This is a genomic window from Myxococcus sp. AB056, from assembly GCF_006547365.1.
In the GTDB taxonomy this organism is placed as follows: Bacteria; Myxococcota; Myxococcia; order Myxococcales; family Myxococcaceae; genus Myxococcus; species Myxococcus virescens.
On record NZ_VHLB01000082.1, the window covers coordinates 1 to 16,516 of the forward strand.

At 69.6% G+C, this 16,516-nt stretch carries 15 protein-coding genes; 7 read left to right on the plus strand and 8 right to left on the minus strand.

From position 1 onward, the window contains the following. Positions 1–1,397: RIO1 family regulatory kinase/ATPase (locus tag FMP39_RS28425; protein WP_141593271.1), on the plus strand; the 1,397-nt coding region annotated here is incomplete at its 5' end. A 133-nt stretch (positions 1,398–1,530) separates the two neighbouring features. Here the strand turns inward: FMP39_RS28425 and FMP39_RS28430 are convergent. Further along, positions 1,531–2,544 (minus strand): NAD(P)-dependent alcohol dehydrogenase, encoded by a 1,014-nt coding sequence (locus tag FMP39_RS28430; RefSeq protein ID WP_141593272.1) that lies wholly within the window; start codon positions 2,542–2,544, stop codon positions 1,531–1,533. Positions 2,545–2,597: 53 nt separating this feature from the next. On the opposite strand from FMP39_RS28430, the gene FMP39_RS28435 reads away from it, so the two are divergent. Further along, the gene (locus FMP39_RS28435) at positions 2,598–3,602 is read left to right on the plus strand and encodes a cytochrome c family protein (protein WP_228558401.1); all 1,005 of its coding nucleotides are present in this window, start codon (positions 2,598–2,600) and stop codon (positions 3,600–3,602) included. Further along, the gene (locus FMP39_RS28440) at positions 3,599–5,125 is read left to right on the plus strand and encodes a hypothetical protein (protein ID WP_141593274.1); all 1,527 of its coding nucleotides are present in this window, start codon (positions 3,599–3,601) and stop codon (positions 5,123–5,125) included. The genes FMP39_RS28435 and FMP39_RS28440 overlap by 4 nt, the downstream gene beginning before the upstream one ends. Positions 5,126–5,203: 78 nt before the next feature. On the opposite strand, the gene FMP39_RS28445 is transcribed toward FMP39_RS28440, so the two are convergent. Further along, the gene (locus tag FMP39_RS28445) at positions 5,204–5,830 is read right to left on the minus strand and encodes a hypothetical protein (RefSeq protein WP_141593275.1); all 627 of its coding nucleotides are present in this window, start codon (positions 5,828–5,830) and stop codon (positions 5,204–5,206) included. 71 nt (positions 5,831–5,901) lie between these two features. After that, positions 5,902–6,480, minus strand: coding sequence for a putative toxin-antitoxin system toxin component, PIN family (locus tag FMP39_RS28450; protein WP_141593276.1), 579 nt, complete (start codon positions 6,478–6,480; stop codon positions 5,902–5,904). On the opposite strand from FMP39_RS28450, the gene FMP39_RS28455 reads away from it, so the two are divergent. Further along, positions 6,461–7,717 (plus strand): DEAD/DEAH box helicase, encoded by a 1,257-nt coding sequence (locus tag FMP39_RS28455; RefSeq protein ID WP_141593277.1) that lies wholly within the window; start codon positions 6,461–6,463, stop codon positions 7,715–7,717. The genes FMP39_RS28450 and FMP39_RS28455 overlap by 20 nt on opposite strands. Before the next feature lie 18 nt (positions 7,718–7,735). Here FMP39_RS28455 and FMP39_RS28460 read toward each other — a convergent pair whose 3' ends face one another. From FMP39_RS28460 to FMP39_RS28475, 4 genes are all read right to left on the minus strand, one after another. Next, positions 7,736–8,617, minus strand: coding sequence for an alpha-ketoglutarate-dependent dioxygenase AlkB (locus FMP39_RS28460; RefSeq protein ID WP_141593278.1), 882 nt, complete (start codon positions 8,615–8,617; stop codon positions 7,736–7,738). Positions 8,618–8,713: 96 nt separating this feature from the next. Next, the gene (locus FMP39_RS28465) at positions 8,714–10,468 is read right to left on the minus strand and encodes a penicillin-insensitive murein endopeptidase (protein ID WP_228558403.1); all 1,755 of its coding nucleotides are present in this window, start codon (positions 10,466–10,468) and stop codon (positions 8,714–8,716) included. 149 nt (positions 10,469–10,617) lie between these two features. Continuing rightward, positions 10,618–11,337, minus strand: a complete 720-nt coding sequence (deoD, locus tag FMP39_RS28470) for a purine-nucleoside phosphorylase (protein WP_090489703.1) — start codon at positions 11,335–11,337, stop codon at positions 10,618–10,620. A 69-nt stretch (positions 11,338–11,406) separates the two neighbouring features. Next, positions 11,407–11,820 carry an energy transducer TonB gene (locus FMP39_RS28475; RefSeq protein WP_225888758.1) on the minus strand — a complete coding sequence of 138 codons (414 nt, stop codon included), beginning with the start codon at positions 11,818–11,820 and terminating at the stop codon, positions 11,407–11,409. A 149-nt stretch (positions 11,821–11,969) separates the two neighbouring features. Between FMP39_RS28475 and FMP39_RS28480 the strand changes: the two genes are divergently transcribed. Both FMP39_RS28480 and FMP39_RS28485 read left to right on the plus strand, forming a co-directional pair. Then, positions 11,970–13,346, plus strand: coding sequence for a cytochrome P450 (locus tag FMP39_RS28480; RefSeq protein WP_141593281.1), 1,377 nt, complete (start codon positions 11,970–11,972; stop codon positions 13,344–13,346). Positions 13,347–13,412: 66 nt separating this feature from the next. Further along, a complete protein-coding gene (locus tag FMP39_RS28485; protein ID WP_141593282.1) occupies positions 13,413–14,324 on the plus strand; it encodes a hypothetical protein in 912 nt (303 codons plus the stop codon). 199 nt (positions 14,325–14,523) lie between these two features. On the opposite strand, the gene FMP39_RS28490 is transcribed toward FMP39_RS28485, so the two are convergent. Continuing rightward, on the minus strand, positions 14,524–15,141 hold the full coding sequence (locus FMP39_RS28490) for a hypothetical protein (protein ID WP_228558404.1): 618 nt from the start codon (positions 15,139–15,141) through the stop codon (positions 14,524–14,526). Positions 15,142–15,785: 644 nt separating this feature from the next. Between FMP39_RS28490 and FMP39_RS28495 the strand changes: the two genes are divergently transcribed. Further along, the gene (locus FMP39_RS28495) at positions 15,786–16,457 is read left to right on the plus strand and encodes an abortive infection system antitoxin AbiGi family protein (protein ID WP_228558405.1); all 672 of its coding nucleotides are present in this window, start codon (positions 15,786–15,788) and stop codon (positions 16,455–16,457) included. Positions 16,458–16,516 lie beyond the last annotated feature (59 nt).

The window sequence follows — 16,516 nt, forward strand, 5'->3', positions numbered from 1 at the left end:
TGGTGGAAGCCCCACCCACCACCCCCGAGGACGCGCACGCCCTCTACGTGGACCTGCGGTCGCAGGTCATCAACATGCTGTGCGCCGACCTCATCCACGGCGACCTGTCCCCGTACAACATCCTCATGAGCTATGCGGGGCCGGTCATCATCGACTTCCCGCAGACGGTGGCGGCCGCTCGCAACAACCGCGCGGAGTTCTATTTCCGGCGCGACCTGGACAACGTCCGCAACTTCCTCGCGAGCACCGCGCCCTGGCTGCACAGCATCGCGAGCGACACGAGCGAAATCTGGAATGCCTACGTGCGCCGGGAGCTCACCCCGGACTTCGTGCCGTCGGGCAATTTCCGAGAGGGACCTCGCCATCACGGTCGCGGAGGGCCTCGGAACCAGGGGTTCCAGCCCCAGGGTGACGAGCGCAGAGGCGGGTTCCGTCCGCCGCCGCCCCCGCCGGTCGAGCAAGTCGCCGCCCCCCAGCGCGACATGACGCCCGAAGAGGCCGCCGAGGCCGAGCTTCGGGAACTGGAAGCGCTGGTGCTCAGGCAGGGTGGCGGTGAGCGTGGCAAGCCCGCGGTGGCGGCACCTCCGCCTCGGGGCGGGCGCACCCGGGGTTTTGGAGGAGGCCGGCCCCCGCCGAGGGGCGGAGGCAACGGCGCACGGCCGCCCCAGAATGGGCAGCGGACGGGCGGCGGTGCGCCTGGGCGCCCAAGCGAGCCGCGTGCGAGTGGTAGCCCCCAGGGCGGCCCGCGCGTGAATGAGCCTCGTGCCTCGAATGGCGGTCCGCGTTCGAACGAGCCTCGTGCCTCGAATGGCGGTCCGCGTTCGAACGAGCCTCGTGCGAACGGTAGGTTCCAGAACGGCCCCCGCCAGAATGACGCGCGTGCGAACGGCAGAGGCATGGGCGGTTCCCAGCCGAATGAGCCGCTCGCGAACAGCGCTCCCTCAAGCGGCCCCCGCCAGAACGAACAACGCAATGGCAATGGTCGGCCTCCCCGCTCCAACTCACGCGGTGGCAATCCAAGCGTGCCCGGCAATGAGCAGCGTGCGTTCGACAACGGCCGTCCACCACGGACCGAGCCTCGCGGCGACGCCTTCGCCTCACCGACGAACCCGAGGGGTCCTCGCGGTGGAGGGGCTCGCTTCGACCGGAACGAGCGGCGCGGCAATGGCAGGCCGGAGCCCGTCGTCGAGACTCGGTCCATGCCAGGCGCTCCCGCGCAGAACACCGTCCGGGAATCCCGTCCGGCCAATGGCGGCAACGAGGGTGGCCCTCGACAGCCGCGCCAGCCCCAGGGCCGCGGAGGTCCGCGTTCACCGCGGACTGGCGGGCCCCAGGTCTCCTACGTGGCCCGCCCGGCCTCATCGTCCGACCCAGGCTCGCACGAAGCGGGTTCCTGAGCCGTCATTCGGGACTCCCGGAGCGAACTCCGGCGCCCGACTTCGATGACCTCGTGCACGGCACCGGCGGGACAATGCCGGTGCCCGGACGAAGCGGCGTCACGGCTGCGCACGTCTGGCGATGGGGACGGCCTCACCCCACCCGGACGACCACCTTCCCGAAGTGCGCCCCACTCTTGAGGTGCTCGAAAGCAGCGCGTGCCTCGGAGAACTCGAAGACGCGGTCCACCACCGGGCGCACGGTGTGGAGCGCGAAGGCCCGGTTGAGCGCGTCGAAGCTCTGCCGGTGGCCGACGAAGATGCCCTGCACCCGCAGGTTCTGCATGAGGATGGGCGTCAGCGGCACCGTCCCCGCGCCACCGCTGAGCACGCCAATCACAGACACCGTGCCGCCGGGCCGGACCGCGCGCAGCGACTTCTCGAAGGTCCCCGCCCCACCCACTTCCACCACGTGGTCCACGCCCACGCCGCCCGTCAGCGCGCGCGCCGCCTTGTCCCAGTCCGGCGTCGTCCCGTAGTTGATGCCTTCATGCGCGCCGAGCGTCCGGGCTCGCGCCAGCTTGGCGTCACTGCTGGAGGTGATGAAGATTCGCGCGCCCAGCAGCTTCGCAATCTGCAACGCGAAGATGGACACGCCACCGGTGCCCTGAAGCAAGACGGTGTCACCCGCCTTGAGCGCCCCATGAGTGACAAGCGCGCTCCACGCCGTCACGGCCGCGCACGGCAGCGTCGCAGCCTCTTCATCGGTGAGATAGGCGGGCGTGGGCACCGCGCCGTCCTCGTGCAGCAACACCGTGTCCGCGAGCGCACCGTCCAACGGTCCCCCCAGCGTGCTCACCTGTGCCGCCCGCGTGGGCTCTCCGGCGATCCAGGCTTGGGAGAAGAGGCTCATCACCCGGTCACCGGGCTTCACCCGCGTCACACCCGGGCCTACCGCATCCACGACGCCCGCCGCGTCCGAGTTGGGAATGAGTGGCAGCTTCTGCCGGGGATTGTAGCGCCCCTCCACCATCATCAAGTCGCGGGCGTTGAGGCTCGTGGCCTTCACGCGCACCCGCACCTGCATGGGGCCGGGCGTCGGGTCCGGCCGCTCGACCTGCACCAGCTTGTCCAACCCAAACCCTGCTTGGATTTCATAGGCTCTCATAGGTGAGGCGTTGTATCGCGCCCCTCCCAATCACGCCTACAGTGCGGGCCACCGTGTCCGTGCTCGTCCTCTTCACCTGTTCGCTGCTGGCCACAGCCCCCACGCCGCGTTTTCCCAAAGGCACCGCGCGCATGGACGAGGGACCCGCGCCGCATGGCCTGCCGGACTGGAATGTCCAGCGCTGCGCGGAATGCCACGCCGTCCAGGTGGACTCCTGGCGACACAGCGGGCACGCCACGGCCCGCACGGATGACGTCTTCCAGGTCGCGTTGACCGAGGACCGGCCCGGCTGGTGTGTGCAATGTCACGCGCCGCTCGCCCGGAACCTGAAGCGGGGCCCGCTTCCCAAGGACAGTCCTCCCGAGGAACACGGTGTCACCTGCGCCGGCTGCCATGCCCCCACGGGCAACGAAGGACAGGCGCCTGGAATGCCCTGTGCGGGCTGTCACCAGTTCGGCTTCCCCGTGCTGACGAGCGCGGGCCAGCGGGTGCGGCTGTCCCCCACGCAGCTTCAACAGGACACAGTGGGAGAGTGGCGCCGCTGGCAGACCCAGAGCGGCGACACGCGCCATTGCACGTCCTGCCACATGCCCCAGGGCAACCACGGCTTCGGAGGCACGCGGCGCACCGAGTCCCTCAAGGCCGCGCTCCGGGTGGAACAGGCAGGCGCATCACTCCGCGTCTCCACGCGCGAGGTGGGCCATGCCTTTCCCTCGGGTGACGTCATGCGCTGGGTGAGCGTGGAAGTCTCCGAGGGCCCCCTCTTCGAAACCTCCCGCACCGTGGCCACGTTCGGCCGCAGCCTGGAGGTCCGGGAGTGGCCCCACGAGCCCCTGCCCCACCTGGGCGCGGTGGAGGACACGCGCTTGCTACCCGGAGAGACACGCCAGGTGCCGCTCCCCAAGGGGGCCCGCTACGCGCGCGTCGTCTACCACCTCGTGTCCCGCGAGCAGGAGGACTCCGGGCTCTACCCGCCGGGCCTGTCCCAGTTCGTGCTCTGGGCCGAGCCCCTTCAACCTTTTCCGTCGTCACACACCCCGAAGGAACGCACGCCATGATTCTCCTGTCGCTCCTCCTCGCCGCGACGCCGCCCATCATGCTCGAACCCAATGCGGGCTCGGCGAACCGGCTGCATCCCCGCCGTGTGACGGCCTCCTCCTTCCTGGAGAATGGCTGGAACAAGCACGCCCAGAACTATCTGCCGCTCTACATCGCGGATGACGACCCGGCCACCGCCTGGGTGGAAGGCGCCAAGGGCCGCGGCGAGGGCGAGGCCATTGAATGGTGGGGACCGGAGCTGTCGCGCGCGAAGACGTACCGCCTGTTCCTTCGCAATGGCTTCCAGAAGTCCGAAAAGCTCTTCCGCGCCAACGCCCGGCCTCGCAAGGTGAAGCTGGAGCCGCTGGTCCAGGGAGAGACGGGCCCCCAGGCGACGGGCACCGCGCTGGAGATGGAGCTGAAGGACGTCCTCGGCTGGCAGGAAGTCCGCCTGCCCGTTCCGAACAAGGTCCACGGCGTGCGGCTCACGCTCGTCTCCACCTATCCCGGGACGTCCTACGACGACACCTGCCTCAGTGACCTCCGCGTGTACGTGGAGGGGGAAGACCCCTACAAGCCGGAGGCCGAGGCCGCGGCCTTCGAGCAGGTCCGTGCCTTCGCGCTCGAGCGAAAGCAGGCCGCTGCCCGTAGCAGTAGCGCCGCCAAGATGGAATGGGCGCCCCGCTACGAGGTGGAGAAGCTGCTCACGCTGGAGCGCTCCTACGAGGAGGGGGAGCCTCCGCGAGGAAATACCTACGCCGTCGGACTGTTCTCCACGGTTCCGGTGAAGGACAGCTACAAGCCGGCGCTGGCCCGCGCGAAGAAGGTGGCCGAGCTCTTCGACCGCGCGAGCCTCGACTACGAGGGCCAGGACTCCGAGGCGCGCGCGAAGTGGACACGCGTCAAGCCGGCGCAGCACAAGGCCCAGACGACCTCGGCGCGCACGGCCCTGTCCGCCATGGAGAGCGACGGCATCGTGCGCATCGCGGGGCTGCTCCACCTGGGAGACGCGTCCTTCTTCGAGGCGGATGCCAGCCAGGCACAGATGCTGGCGAGCATCGAGAAGCTGGACAAGAAGGAGGCCCAGCAGACCAAGGCCTGCATCAGCAAGTGCGAGAAGCGCCGCGCGGGGACCCGCGAAGCCAGCTACGACTGCTCCTGTGCGGGCGAGTGCATGGGCTGCGACGAACCCAACCTCCCCGCGGCAGAGAAACTCAAGCACCAGGTCACTGGCGGCGACTTCCTCCTGGGCTCACTCGCCCGCCCCACGGCATTCCTGCGTGGCAAGTCCGAGCTCTCCGGGAGCCGTGAGTCCTGGTACGCCTTCCGTCAGACGCTCGTCACCTACGCGGGCGAGAAAGCAGATGTCGTGCTCACGAACGACCACACAGACATGATGATGGAGGGCACCGTCTCCCTGCGCATCCATGTCATCGACTGGGGCGAGACGAACGGCAAGGCGAGCCCGACGGCCATCACCAGCTTCCTCGTCTCGGAGACTCGGGTCCAGGTGCTGCGCTACCGCCCGGCGCCTCGGGCCTGAGCCGCCTCAGCGCATCAACGCACACGGCGGCCCCGGAAACCCTGTCCGGGTCCGCCGTGTGCGCTTCAGCCCCCGTGCTCAGGGCTGCTTCTGGAGCTGCACCGTCAACGACGTCATGCCGCCGGAGGCACCGAACGTGACGGTGCCCGCGGCGAAGTGCTGCTCGGTGAAGCGCGTGCCCAGGACATCCGTAATGGTGTCGTTGGACGCCAGGTCCTCGTCCCAGAGGCGGAAGGCCCACTGCTCCGCCATCAACTGGCTCGCTCGCGCCGTACAGCCGCCCGTCGTCCACGCTGGCGTGTAGCTCTGCACCACGTCCGAGATGAACACGGACGTGCCTCCCGGGCAGGCCATCTCGACGAACACGTCCGGCGGCGAGCTGTCGGCATCCCATGCCGAGCCATTGTTACTGGTGGCAATCTGGGCGGAGACGGGCTGGACGCGCCAGACACCCTCCGGGTCCACGCCGCAGGTCTGGTCCGCCTTGCACACCTGCGCGGTGCCACACGCCCGACACGTGGCCCCTGCCTTGCCACACGCGGAGGTCGACGTCCCCGTCTGACAGACATTGTTGAAGCAGCAGCCCGCGCAGTTCGAGGCATCACACTGCACCTTCTGCGGCGTGCCGTCAGGGTTGTCGTCATCGCCACCACAGCCAACGAAGGTGGACAGGGCCAGCGCCACGACCATCGCAATCCGGAACATGTTCTCTCGCTTGGGAATCGAGTGAATGTGCAACTCGACGCGAAAGATGTTCCGGAGCGGGCGGCCTGTATCTACCCCCTGGGTGGTAGGCGGGCCACGGCCTGCCGGGGCGTGAGGATGGCGAAAGACAGGCCCGCCCGGTCCGCCATGGACAACACCCGCTTGTCCTTGCTCACCAGCCAGGCCGCTCCGGCTCGCGCGGCCAGGCTCAGGAACTTCTGGTCGTCCCGGTCCCGGCAGCGGGGCAATGACGGCGCGGGCACGGACTCGGCGGACGGCGCCATGTGGACCTGGGCCCGGTAGCGCTCGAACGCAGCGGTCCGATGGGGCGCCCCCAGGCCGGGTTGAAAGTTGCGCGAGGCCAGCACGTAGCCCAGCTCCGCCAGCGTGTCGGCGTCCGTCCAGGCCGTCAGCGCCCCCGCCGCCAGGGCCTCGGCCAGCGGGCGTGTGTAGGGGTCATCGAATACGAAGAGGTCCAGGACCACGTTGGTATCCAGGACCACCGGCAGCGGTGTGAAGGGCATCAGGTGTTCCAATCCGGCCATCATGCCCTCCTGGCGGGCGGGAATCACGGTGCCTGCCCCGTGAGGCCCTTTCCCACGAGGCCTCGCGACGTGGTACCCCCAAGCCGTGAGCGACACCTTCGACAATCTGGGCCTCTCGCGGGAGACGCTGGGCGCCCTGCGCCGCGCGCGTTTCACGCAGCCCACGCCCATCCAGCAGCAGGCCATCCCTCCAGCGCTCGCCGGGAGGGATGTCATCGGCTGCGCGGCCACCGGAACGGGCAAGACGGCCGCGTATGTCCTCCCCCTGGTGGAACGGCTCGCGGGGAAGAAGGGCACGCTCGCGCTGGTGCTGGCCCCCACGCGTGAGCTGGTCCAGCAAATCGCGGAGCCGGTGCGCTTCTTCGCGGAGCCCCGCCGCCTCACGCACGCCACCGTCATTGGCGGTGAGGACATGGGTGCGCAGGTCAACGCCCTGAAGACACTGCCCTCCTTCGTCATCGCCACGCCCGGGCGGCTGGTGGACCTGATGGAGAACACCGCCATCCGCTTCCCGCACCTGGAAGCGCTCGTGCTGGATGAAGCGGACCGGATGCTCGACATGGGCTTCCTGCCGCAGCTCGAACGCATCGTCGCCCACCTGCCTCGCCGCCGGCAGACGCTGCTGTTCTCCGCGACGCTCGGGCCCGACGTCACCCGCTTCGCCAAGAGCCGGCTGTACAAGCCCGTGCGCCTGGAGGTCACCCGCAGCGGCACGCCCGCCGAGCGCGCCGAGCAACGGCTGTACTTCCTCCGTCCCGAGGAGAAGACGCCGCTGCTGCTCACCCTGCTGGCCCAGGACTCGGCGACGGCGCTGGTGTTCACCCGGGCGAAGGAGCGCGTGGACAAGGTCCAGCGGGCGCTCCAGCGCGCGGGACACCGGACCGCGGTGCTGCACGCGGACCGCACACAGAACCAGCGCAAGCAGGCCATGGAGGGCTTCCGGAACGGCACCTACCGCTGCCTCGTGGCCACCGACATCGCGGCGCGCGGGCTCGACGTGGAGGACGTGGGCCACGTCATCAACTACGACCTGCCCCATGCCCCCGAGGACTACGTGCACCGCATCGGCCGCACGGCCAGGGCCACCGCCAGCGGTGTCGCCTCCACCTTCGCCACCACGCGCGAGGGGCAGGTCATCACGCGCATCGAGCACCTGATGCGCTCGGAGATTCCCCGCGTCCAGGTGCCGCGCGAGGACCCCGTCTTCAAGGAGGCGTGGGAGGCCTTCCTCGCCGCGCAGAAGGACCCGGGCCCTCCGCAGAAGGACCACGGGCAGTCGAAGCGCGCGCCGGACCAGACACCGGGGCGGCACGCGCGCTCGCACGGCAAGCGCCGCTCGTAGGCGCGGAGCGGCCCTGCGTCAGGCCGGCGTGCCCGGCGCCTCGCGCGCGAGAGCCTCGCGGAAGAAGGCGCTGCCCTGCGCGAGCTGCGCCATGTAGGGCCGCACGTCCTCGCGCGCCTCGCGGGAGAGCGCGGCGAACGGAATGACGTGTTCGTCCGGCACGTAGCGGAACGTCAGGTTGATGCGGCGGGTGCGGAAGTCCGGCAGCTCCGGGGCCAGCGTCTTGCCCGTGCGCGTGTCCACCCGCTGCACGCGGTGGAACGTCTGGTCCTTCCAGCGCGCGCCGCCGAAGAGCTGGAGCGAGCCATCATCCAGCCACTGCTCCAGCACCACCGCGTCACGTTCGCCTGGGCGGGAGGACGTGACGAACTGGATGAGGGCACGCTCACCGAAGGACAGCGAGGCCACGGGGCCCGGCTCGAAGTCCTTGTGCTCACCCACCCGGGCGGTGTCCACCCAGCGCCCGTCCTCCAACCGGCTCCCGTAGAAGTTCACCAGGCAGGTGTTGAGGTGCCAGCGAGGAGGCATGTCCGGCCCGCGGTACATCCGCCGCGCCAGCTCCTCGATTTTCGCCACCTGGCGCTGGAGCACCGCCGGAAAGGGCTCGGCCTGGACGCACCGGTTCAGGATGCCCTTGGGCGGGTGGTAGTAGTCGAGGCACGCGAACTGCCAGTTGCCGAGCCAGTACACCGGCCGCAGCAGCCTCCGCTGGGACTGCCCCGGCGGCGGGGGGAAGTGCTTGGAGTAGCGCTCTTCCCACAGCGGGTGGAGCGTCGCGAGCCAGCTCAGGGTCTCCGCGCGGTCGGCGGCGGACATGAAGCTCGCGTTGTAGTGGTGGCCGGGGGAGCGCTGACGGGCCTTGTGGGCCAGCGAGCGGCCCTTGTGCGGTGAAAACGCCATGGACGGCCCGTGCCTACCACACTCCGGAACGAACGAGCCCCGTGTCACCACATGGGAGACACGGGGCCCAAGCCTGCATGGCCGGTGGAGGACAGGTCAGCGGCCGTGAGTGATGCCCGCGGCGCCCTCACCCTTCTCGCGCGTCGGTACGACAGTGGGCGTCATGGCCGGAGCCGGGCTGGACGCAGCGGTCTGCTCCGCCGGAGCCACCTTGGCGGAAGTGGGCTGCGCCACCGCGGTTTCCGTGGTGGCAGGCGTCGCCGCCGAGGCACCTTCCGCCGCGGCGGGAATCACCGTCGACGCCACGTTGACGGCGTTCGCGGGCTTCACCGTCGAAGCCACATTGACGGATGTCCCTCCAGCGGGCTTCACCACAGCCACGTCCAGGGCCCCACCGGCCGCAGGCTTCACCGCAGCCGCCTCCACGGAGTTCCCCACAGCCGACGTCACCACCGGAGCCGACTCCCCAACGGGAGCGGAGGACAACACAGTCGATGCCGCCTCGACGGAGGCCGCGCCCACCGCGGGAACGACGGTGGCCGCCCCCTGCGCCACAGCCCCCTCGGTCCGAACACAACCATTCTCCGCCTTCGCCGCGGGAGCGGCGGCAACCATCGCCGGCGCCACCACGTTCGGCGGCAGGCGCCGGGTGGGCAGCACGAGCGGCGGCGGCACCGGGCAGTGCGTGCAGGGCCCGCGCAGGGGCACGGACAACCGGTTCCCCGCGCGCAGGAAGTTGTTCCGCATCCGGTTGGCCTTCTTGATCATCGCCACCGACGACCCGTACTTGAGCGCGATGCCGCCCAGCGTGTCACCGTTCCGGATGCGGTGCGTCGTCACGTTGTGCTCCGGCTGGAGCGCCAGGAACGGCTGCACCCGACGACCCAGCTCCTGGGCACGCGGATTGTGGAAGCGGATGTGGAAGTGGTCGCGGTGGCCGCGGGCATGCCGGACGATGCCCGTGGGGCCGTCATTGAAAATCGAGTCCAACCACGCCTTGTCCTCGCCCGCGCGCACGGCGTGGTCGTAGATGACCTTCCGCACGCGACGGTCGACGAGAATCATCTGCACGTCCGTCTTCACGAGCACCGAGCGGATGAACTCCCAGTTCATGCGCACGTCGATGACGTGCTCGCGCGCGCGGGTCCGGATGGGGTCCACCGTCGGGTAGTAGAAGCCCACGTCCACGTCACGGCCGTTCTGGTGGCTCTTGTGAGGGCGCATGTAGCCGCCCTCCTTGTGGCTCATCCCGTTGACCCGCAGCGGAGGCGCATTCGGGAAGCGGGCGCGCACGTCGCGGATGGCGTCGGCCAGGTAGTTGACGGTCTCCTCGGTGGCCCAGGCGCCCGCGGGCGTGACGACGATCCAGTCGTCCCCCTGGGGGAACTGCCTGGCGTTCACCAGCCGGCCGCTGTGCGCGAAGCCCACTGCCATGGAGCCCAGCGAGGCAATCTCGTCCTTCCACCGCCGCGCCAGCTCCTCATCGGAGATGTCAGCCGTGTAGAGCGGCCCTGTCGAAGCGGCGCCCGCGGCCACGGCGTCCGGCGTCTCCTTCTCGCCGTCATCGCCCTCGCCCTCGGCCAGCTCCTCCTCCTCGGACTCCAGGTCCTCCGCGCTCAACGCACAGTCATCCGCGGTGGACGCGGGCGCGGAAGCAGCCTCCGCCACCGGGGCCACCGGCTCGGTGGCGGAAGCGGACGCCAGCGGTGGAGCCTCGGGTAGCGGCTCGGCGGCGGCCACGGGGACGGAGTCCTGGGCACGCACGGCGGCGGCCGGCGCAGTGCCAGCGTGGGGGGAGATACGCGCGGCACAGCCGGCGCAAACGAGGAGGAGCCAGATTGGGTAACGCACCGGGCCGGAGGATGGCCCGGAATCCCGCTGGGCACAAAGCACCGTCCGGGAAATCTGGCCGCCCCCGGCGCTGGAAAGCGCTCCGAGAGCGGCCCTCTCGTACCTTCAGAGCGGAAAGGCGCCCTACCCGCCTGCCCGCCAACAAGGCGCTACGGCGTGGGTTCGGCGTGTGCGACGTCCAGGGCGAGCTCAATCATCTCGTCGAACGTCGTCTGCCGCTCCTGCGGCGTGAGCTTCTCCCCCGTGATGATGTGGTCCGACACCGTGAGCAACCCCAGCGCGCGGGCGCCCGACTCCGCGGCCACGCCGTAGAGGCCAGCGACCTCCATCTCGACGGCCAGGACACCCATCCGCGCCAGGGTGGCGTTGAGCTGCTCCTGCGGGTGGTAGAAGAGGTCGGAGGTGAAGACGGGGCCGGCGCGCACAGGCTTGTTGCGCCGCTCCGCCGCCTCCACGGCCCGGCGCGCGAGCGTGAAGTCCGCCACCGCGGCGAAGTCATGCCCCATCAGCCGCATCCGATTCACGTTGGAGTCCGTGCCGGCCCCCGTCGCGACGATGACCTCCCGGACCTTCACGTCGGTGCTCAGCGCGCCGCAGCTGCCCACGCGGATGAGCACGCGCACCCCATACGTCTTGATGAGCTCGGTGGCGTAGATGGAGATGGAGGGAACGCCCATGCCGTGCCCCATCACCGACACGCGCCGGCCCCGGAAAGTCCCCGTGAAGCCGAGCATGTTGCGCACGGAGGTGACCTCGCGGGCACCTTCCAGGAAGCGGTCGGAGATGTAACGAGCGCGGAGCGGGTCGCCCGGCATGAGGACCACGTCAGCGAAGTCACCAGGGGCAGCGGAGATATGAGGAGTCGCCATGGGCGCACCATATACCGCGTGTGCGCCCGGGAGTGCCCTCACCAATCAACCGCCGCGCGTCGCCCAGGTTCAGGGCCCGGCCACCCAGGCCACGTGGAAGTGGGCGTCCAGCGTTGCGCCGGGGAAGTTCGCCGGCAGCGGCGGAAAGGGCGCCGCCTTCTTCACGGCCGACAGCGCGGCGGCGTCCCACGTCTTCGAACCGGACTCCGTGGACACGTCAGCGGAGAGGAGCTTGCCGTCCCGGCCAATCACGGCCCGGACCACCGTCTTCTTCCCCAGACCGGGCGTGCCCTTGGCACCGGGTTGCCGCCACTTCCCCGCGACGCGCGAGTAGACCTTCTGCTGGTAGTCAGCGCTGGTCAGGTCCTGCTGGAAGAAGGCCTGGAGTTGCGGACTGCCCGCGGCGGCCAGGGCCATGGGCGACAGGGCCAGGACGAGCACGGCGGCGAGCGCCAGGCGACCATTTCGGAACAGGGTTTCCAAGAGCGTTCCCTCGTCAAGAAAAGGCCAATGGTAGTCCGCCAGCGTGCGCCCTCCAACGGGCCGGAGCCGGGCCCGGATGCGCTCGCCGCCGGGGATGAACACCCCATGCCCTGCATGAGGCTTCGTTGCCAGGAAGGGAGCTCGCGGCCATGTCCATTTATCCAGCGGGTGCGTCGACCGCCGCGCCCCTTCCGCCCATGTCACCAGGAGCCCCACTGATCGGACATCTACGTGCCCTGAGAAAGGACCCGCTCCACTTCCTGCAAGCCCAGGCGCGGGAATACGGCGACGTGGTGCGCCTCCCCATGGGGCCCGCCGACCTCGTCCTGGTGGCGCACCCGGATGGCGTGCGCCACGTCCTTCAAGACCATGCGCGCAACTACAGCAAACAGTCACGCGGATTCAGGGTGCTTCAAGAGCTGCTGGGCCACGGCCTGCTCACCAGCGAGGGTGGCCATTGGCTGCGGCAGCGCCGGCTCGCGCAACCCGCTTTCCATCGTCAACGGGTCGCGGGCTTCGCGAGGACCATGGTGGACGCGGCTGCGGACCTCGCCGCCACGCTGGAGGCCCGCGCCGACACGGGCGCCGCGTTCGATGTGGCCGAGGACTTCACCCGCCTGACGCTTCGCATCGCCAGCACGACGCTGTTCGGCGCAGATGTCAGCAGCGCCGCGCATGACATCGCGACGGTGATGAGCCGGCTGCAAGTGTTTGTCTACAAGCGGCTCACACAACCCGTGCCGCTTTCCTTGCGCCTTCCGCTTCCCGCCCATCGGCAATTCGAGCGAGACGTCGGCAGCCTCAACCGCGTGGTGCACGGCATCATCGCGAAGCGACGACGTGAGAGCGGCGAGCACCACGACCTGCTGCAGATGATGATGGAGGCACACGACGACGACACAGGCGAGCGGATGAGCGACACGCAGCTCCGCGACGAGGTCCTGACCCTGCTGCTCGCCGGCCATGAAACGACGGCGAGCGCGCTGGCATGGACCATCATGCTGTTGTCCCAGCACCCGGGCGTGCGACGGGACATGGAGTCGGAGCTGGCACGTGAGCTGGGAGGCCGCAACCCCACGCACGAGGACCTGCCCCGGCTGGAACTCACCCACCGCGTGGTGGACGAATCCTTGCGGCTCTATCCACCGGCATGGGCCCTCTCTCGAATCGCCACCGAGGAGGACCTCGTGGGCGGATTCCGGATTCCCAAAGGCGCCCATATGTTGATCACCCCCTGGGTGACACACCGGCACCCGAGCATCTGGGACAATCCTGAAGGCTTCGACCCGGATCGCTTCCTTCCCGAACAGGAGCAGGCGCGCCCACGCTTCGCCTGGTTCCCTTTCGGCGGTGGGCCACGTCAGTGCATCGGCAACCAGTTCGCGCTGATGGAGTTGGTGTTGGTGCTGGCCACCCTGCTCCAACGCGTTCGACTGAACCTGACGCCGGGCCAGGTCATCCACCCCACGCCCGCCATCACCCTGCGCCCCAGGCCCGGCGTCTGGGTCACGGCTTCGCGGCCCTGATGACGACGGGTTGCAGCAGACGCGGCAGGAGCCCAAGCCGCGCGGCCGTTGAGGTATAGCGGCCGCATGACGTCCTCTCCTCCCCCGCCCCCGGGCGCGGTCGCCTTCGTGGACCGCTGGCGCGAGCTGTTCGATGCCTGTGACTGGTCCGGACTGCGGGCGCACGAACATCCCGACTTTCCCGAGGCCGGCCCTCCCCGTCAGAACGACAGCTTCATCCGCGGACTCGGCAAGAGCGGCTTTCGAGTCAAGAGCGCGACGCTGAAGCCCTTCGTGCAGCCCCGGTGGTCCATCTTCCGCACGCAACGCCTGCACCCGCAACCGACGTACTGGTGTGACCTGGTGTTGAAGAATGAGAAGGGCCACGAGACCGAGGCCTTCATCGCCCTGGCTCCGTGGGAGGGCACCGAGGGTGCCTTCCGCGCCTCGTACTACGTCGCGATTCCCCCGAAGAAGAAGGTCGCCCCGTTGGACTTGGGCAAGGAGCGCCAGCGCGTCGCGAAGTTCCTCGCCAAGGCGGTGAAGGACTTCGCCCGGGTCCAGGACGCACGGCCGCTCCAGCGACTGGAGCTCCAGTACTCCACCGACAACGGGACGCTGAACGTGTGCTTCGACCTCGACCCGGCGGCCGAGCCGGGACGTGGCGACGCGATGACCCATTTCGGCTTCGCGGAGCTCCTCGTTCCGCGCTGGGCCGACGTGAAGGAGCACAGGCCGTCCCTGGTGGGCCTCGATGGCGCGAAGCTCGCGGCCCGCGAGGATGGGACCTGGGGCACGCCCGAGGCGCACGCGAAACTCGAGGAGCACTTGGGGAAGATGCTCGTCGCGACGCTGCTCGAGATGCGGGACAGCGGCCAGTTCGAGGCCCTGCGTGCCTCGGCCACCGCGGAGCTGGGAGTCGAGGAGTACGAAGGCCACTTTGGCTGGCCCGACTATGAGGAGCGCGGGCGCGAGAACAGGATTGCCTCGTCCCCGTAGCGCCACGCGTGGAGGCACGGCTCGGAGGCCCCCGCCCTCTGGGAGATGGAGGGGACTCTACGCCGCCGGTCCGTGGCCCGGAGCGCCCCGGCTACCGCGAAGTGGGGGCGATGACGCGGCCCCGCTGCGGCCGCGGCGTCGCAGCGCGCGGATGGCGCGCGGGTCGGGCGCGGAGGCCGCTGAGGCGCCGCCGCACGCCTCAGCGCGTACCGGTCGCCGCGTGGCCGCCCACACCCCAGAAGAACAGGTCGAGCTTGCCCTTCCCCGCATCGTGGCGCGCCATGTACTTGAGGTCGGCATCGAGCTGGACGGCGAAATATCGCTCGCCGGGTTGCGCAAACCAGGGGCGGATCTCCGTCAGCGGGCCCGTCGTCCCGCCCCAGCTGTAGGTGCCGTTGGCGCGGATGGTCAGGCTGTTCATGGCGGCGCCTTGCGTATAGTTGCGATAGATGCGGCTGCCGTCGGTGCTGTACCAGATGCCGCCGGGCACCCTCAGATTCCAGCGCCCCACCATGCCGGCCGGGACCTTGCCCTGCGGCTGGACGACCTCTGGATTGTCCATCGCCCGGGGTTCGACCTGCTGGGTGGTGGTGGGGCTGGACCCGAGGCCCGGCTGGGACTGACCGGGCTTGCCCGGCGCGGGCGGCGTCGGGGCGGGCGATTGCGCCTGCGGGTGCGCCTGGGCCTGCGGCGGCTGCTGCGGCGGTTGCGACCATTGCTCGGTCTTTGTCGGCTGCGACCACTGCCCCGTCTGCGCGATCGCCGGTGCGCACGCCAAGACGACAAACGACACTGCCAGCACCGACCTTCCAGACATGTTCGACCTCATCCGCTCCATCGCGTTTCAAGCATTGTGGCAAGGAAAGGCCATGGGTTCGCCGGGCGCGTCGTGAGCCGCGCCTTTGACGCCCGCGCAGGCGGGCCATGGCCGCATGATCCTGAAGTTCGACAACCTGAAATGGCGCAATTTTCACTCTCGCAGGCGAGGTGAGAAAAATCAGCGGGAAATGCGCGCCTCCGCCCAGAGGGGGCGGGGCCCCTGCGGCACGTGAACGAACACACCGCTGCCATGCGCGGGGCGGGAGCGCGCGGCGCCGAAGGCTGGGGGCTGAGGGCTGAGGCCCGCACCGCGCAGGCGCTGCGCAAGGGCCTCGAGGAGCCGACCCGAGCACCAGCCCGTCGCCCAGGCCCCCCGCCGCGCTCCACAGAGCTTCGTCCCCAGCCGCGGCAGCCCCCTCAAGCGGGCTGCCGCCTCAAGCTGATCCTGCCCCCTCAGGAGGCTTCCCTGCCTGTCCATCGGGAGCAACGCGTTGCACCGGCAGCCCTCGCCCTCCTGAATACAAGACAGGCAGGCGCGGCGTGCCACGCGTCGTTCGAGTTGCATCCCCCTGCCCTGTCCGAGACATTGCCTGCGGAGTAGGGATGATGCTCGGCTACCAGACGAATCCACAGTGGCGAGACATGTCTGACTTCGTGGTTCACTTCACGAAGCCGGGACCGCCCTATCTTGACGCCTACCAGAACATGATGAGCATCCTCGGCGCCCGGACGCTCATCCCCGGCGCCGAGGGCTTCGGCATCGCCCGCCGAGAGCCCGCCGTCGCCGAGCGCCACCGCTCCGTGTGCTTCAGCGAGATTCCCCTGGACCAGCTCGCCCGGCTCGTCCAGCGCCGCAGCCTGTATGGCATTGGCTTCAGCAAGAGCTACATCCTCTCCCAGGGCGGCGGCCCTGTCTGGTACGTCCAGTACGCCTCCCCCGCGCACCTCGCCCTGAAGCATCAGGTGGAGCGCGCGCTCGCGGCGCCTTCGCCCCAGCAAGAGCCCATCTGGTCCATGACGCCCTTCGTGGACATCCAGGGCGACCACCACAACGCGCCCTACAGCTACCGCTTCGACTGGGAGCGCGAGTGGCGCGTGCCGGGCCTGCTCCGCTTCACCGAGTACGACGTCGCCGCCCTCTTCCTGCCCGAGGAGCTCCACGACACCGCCCGCGAGTTCTTCACCTGGGCCGTGCGCGAAAAGGCGGGCCCCGGCTACTTCTGCCCCTGCCTGGACCCGCTGTGGAAGTCGGACCAGATCGCCGAGGCGCTCGCGAAGCACGCCTCTGATTCCGTGCGCCTCAAGGCCGGATAGCCCCCTGGAAGCGAGCGGGCCCAGAGAGGTTGCCCACCGGACACCGCGTATCCCGTCCT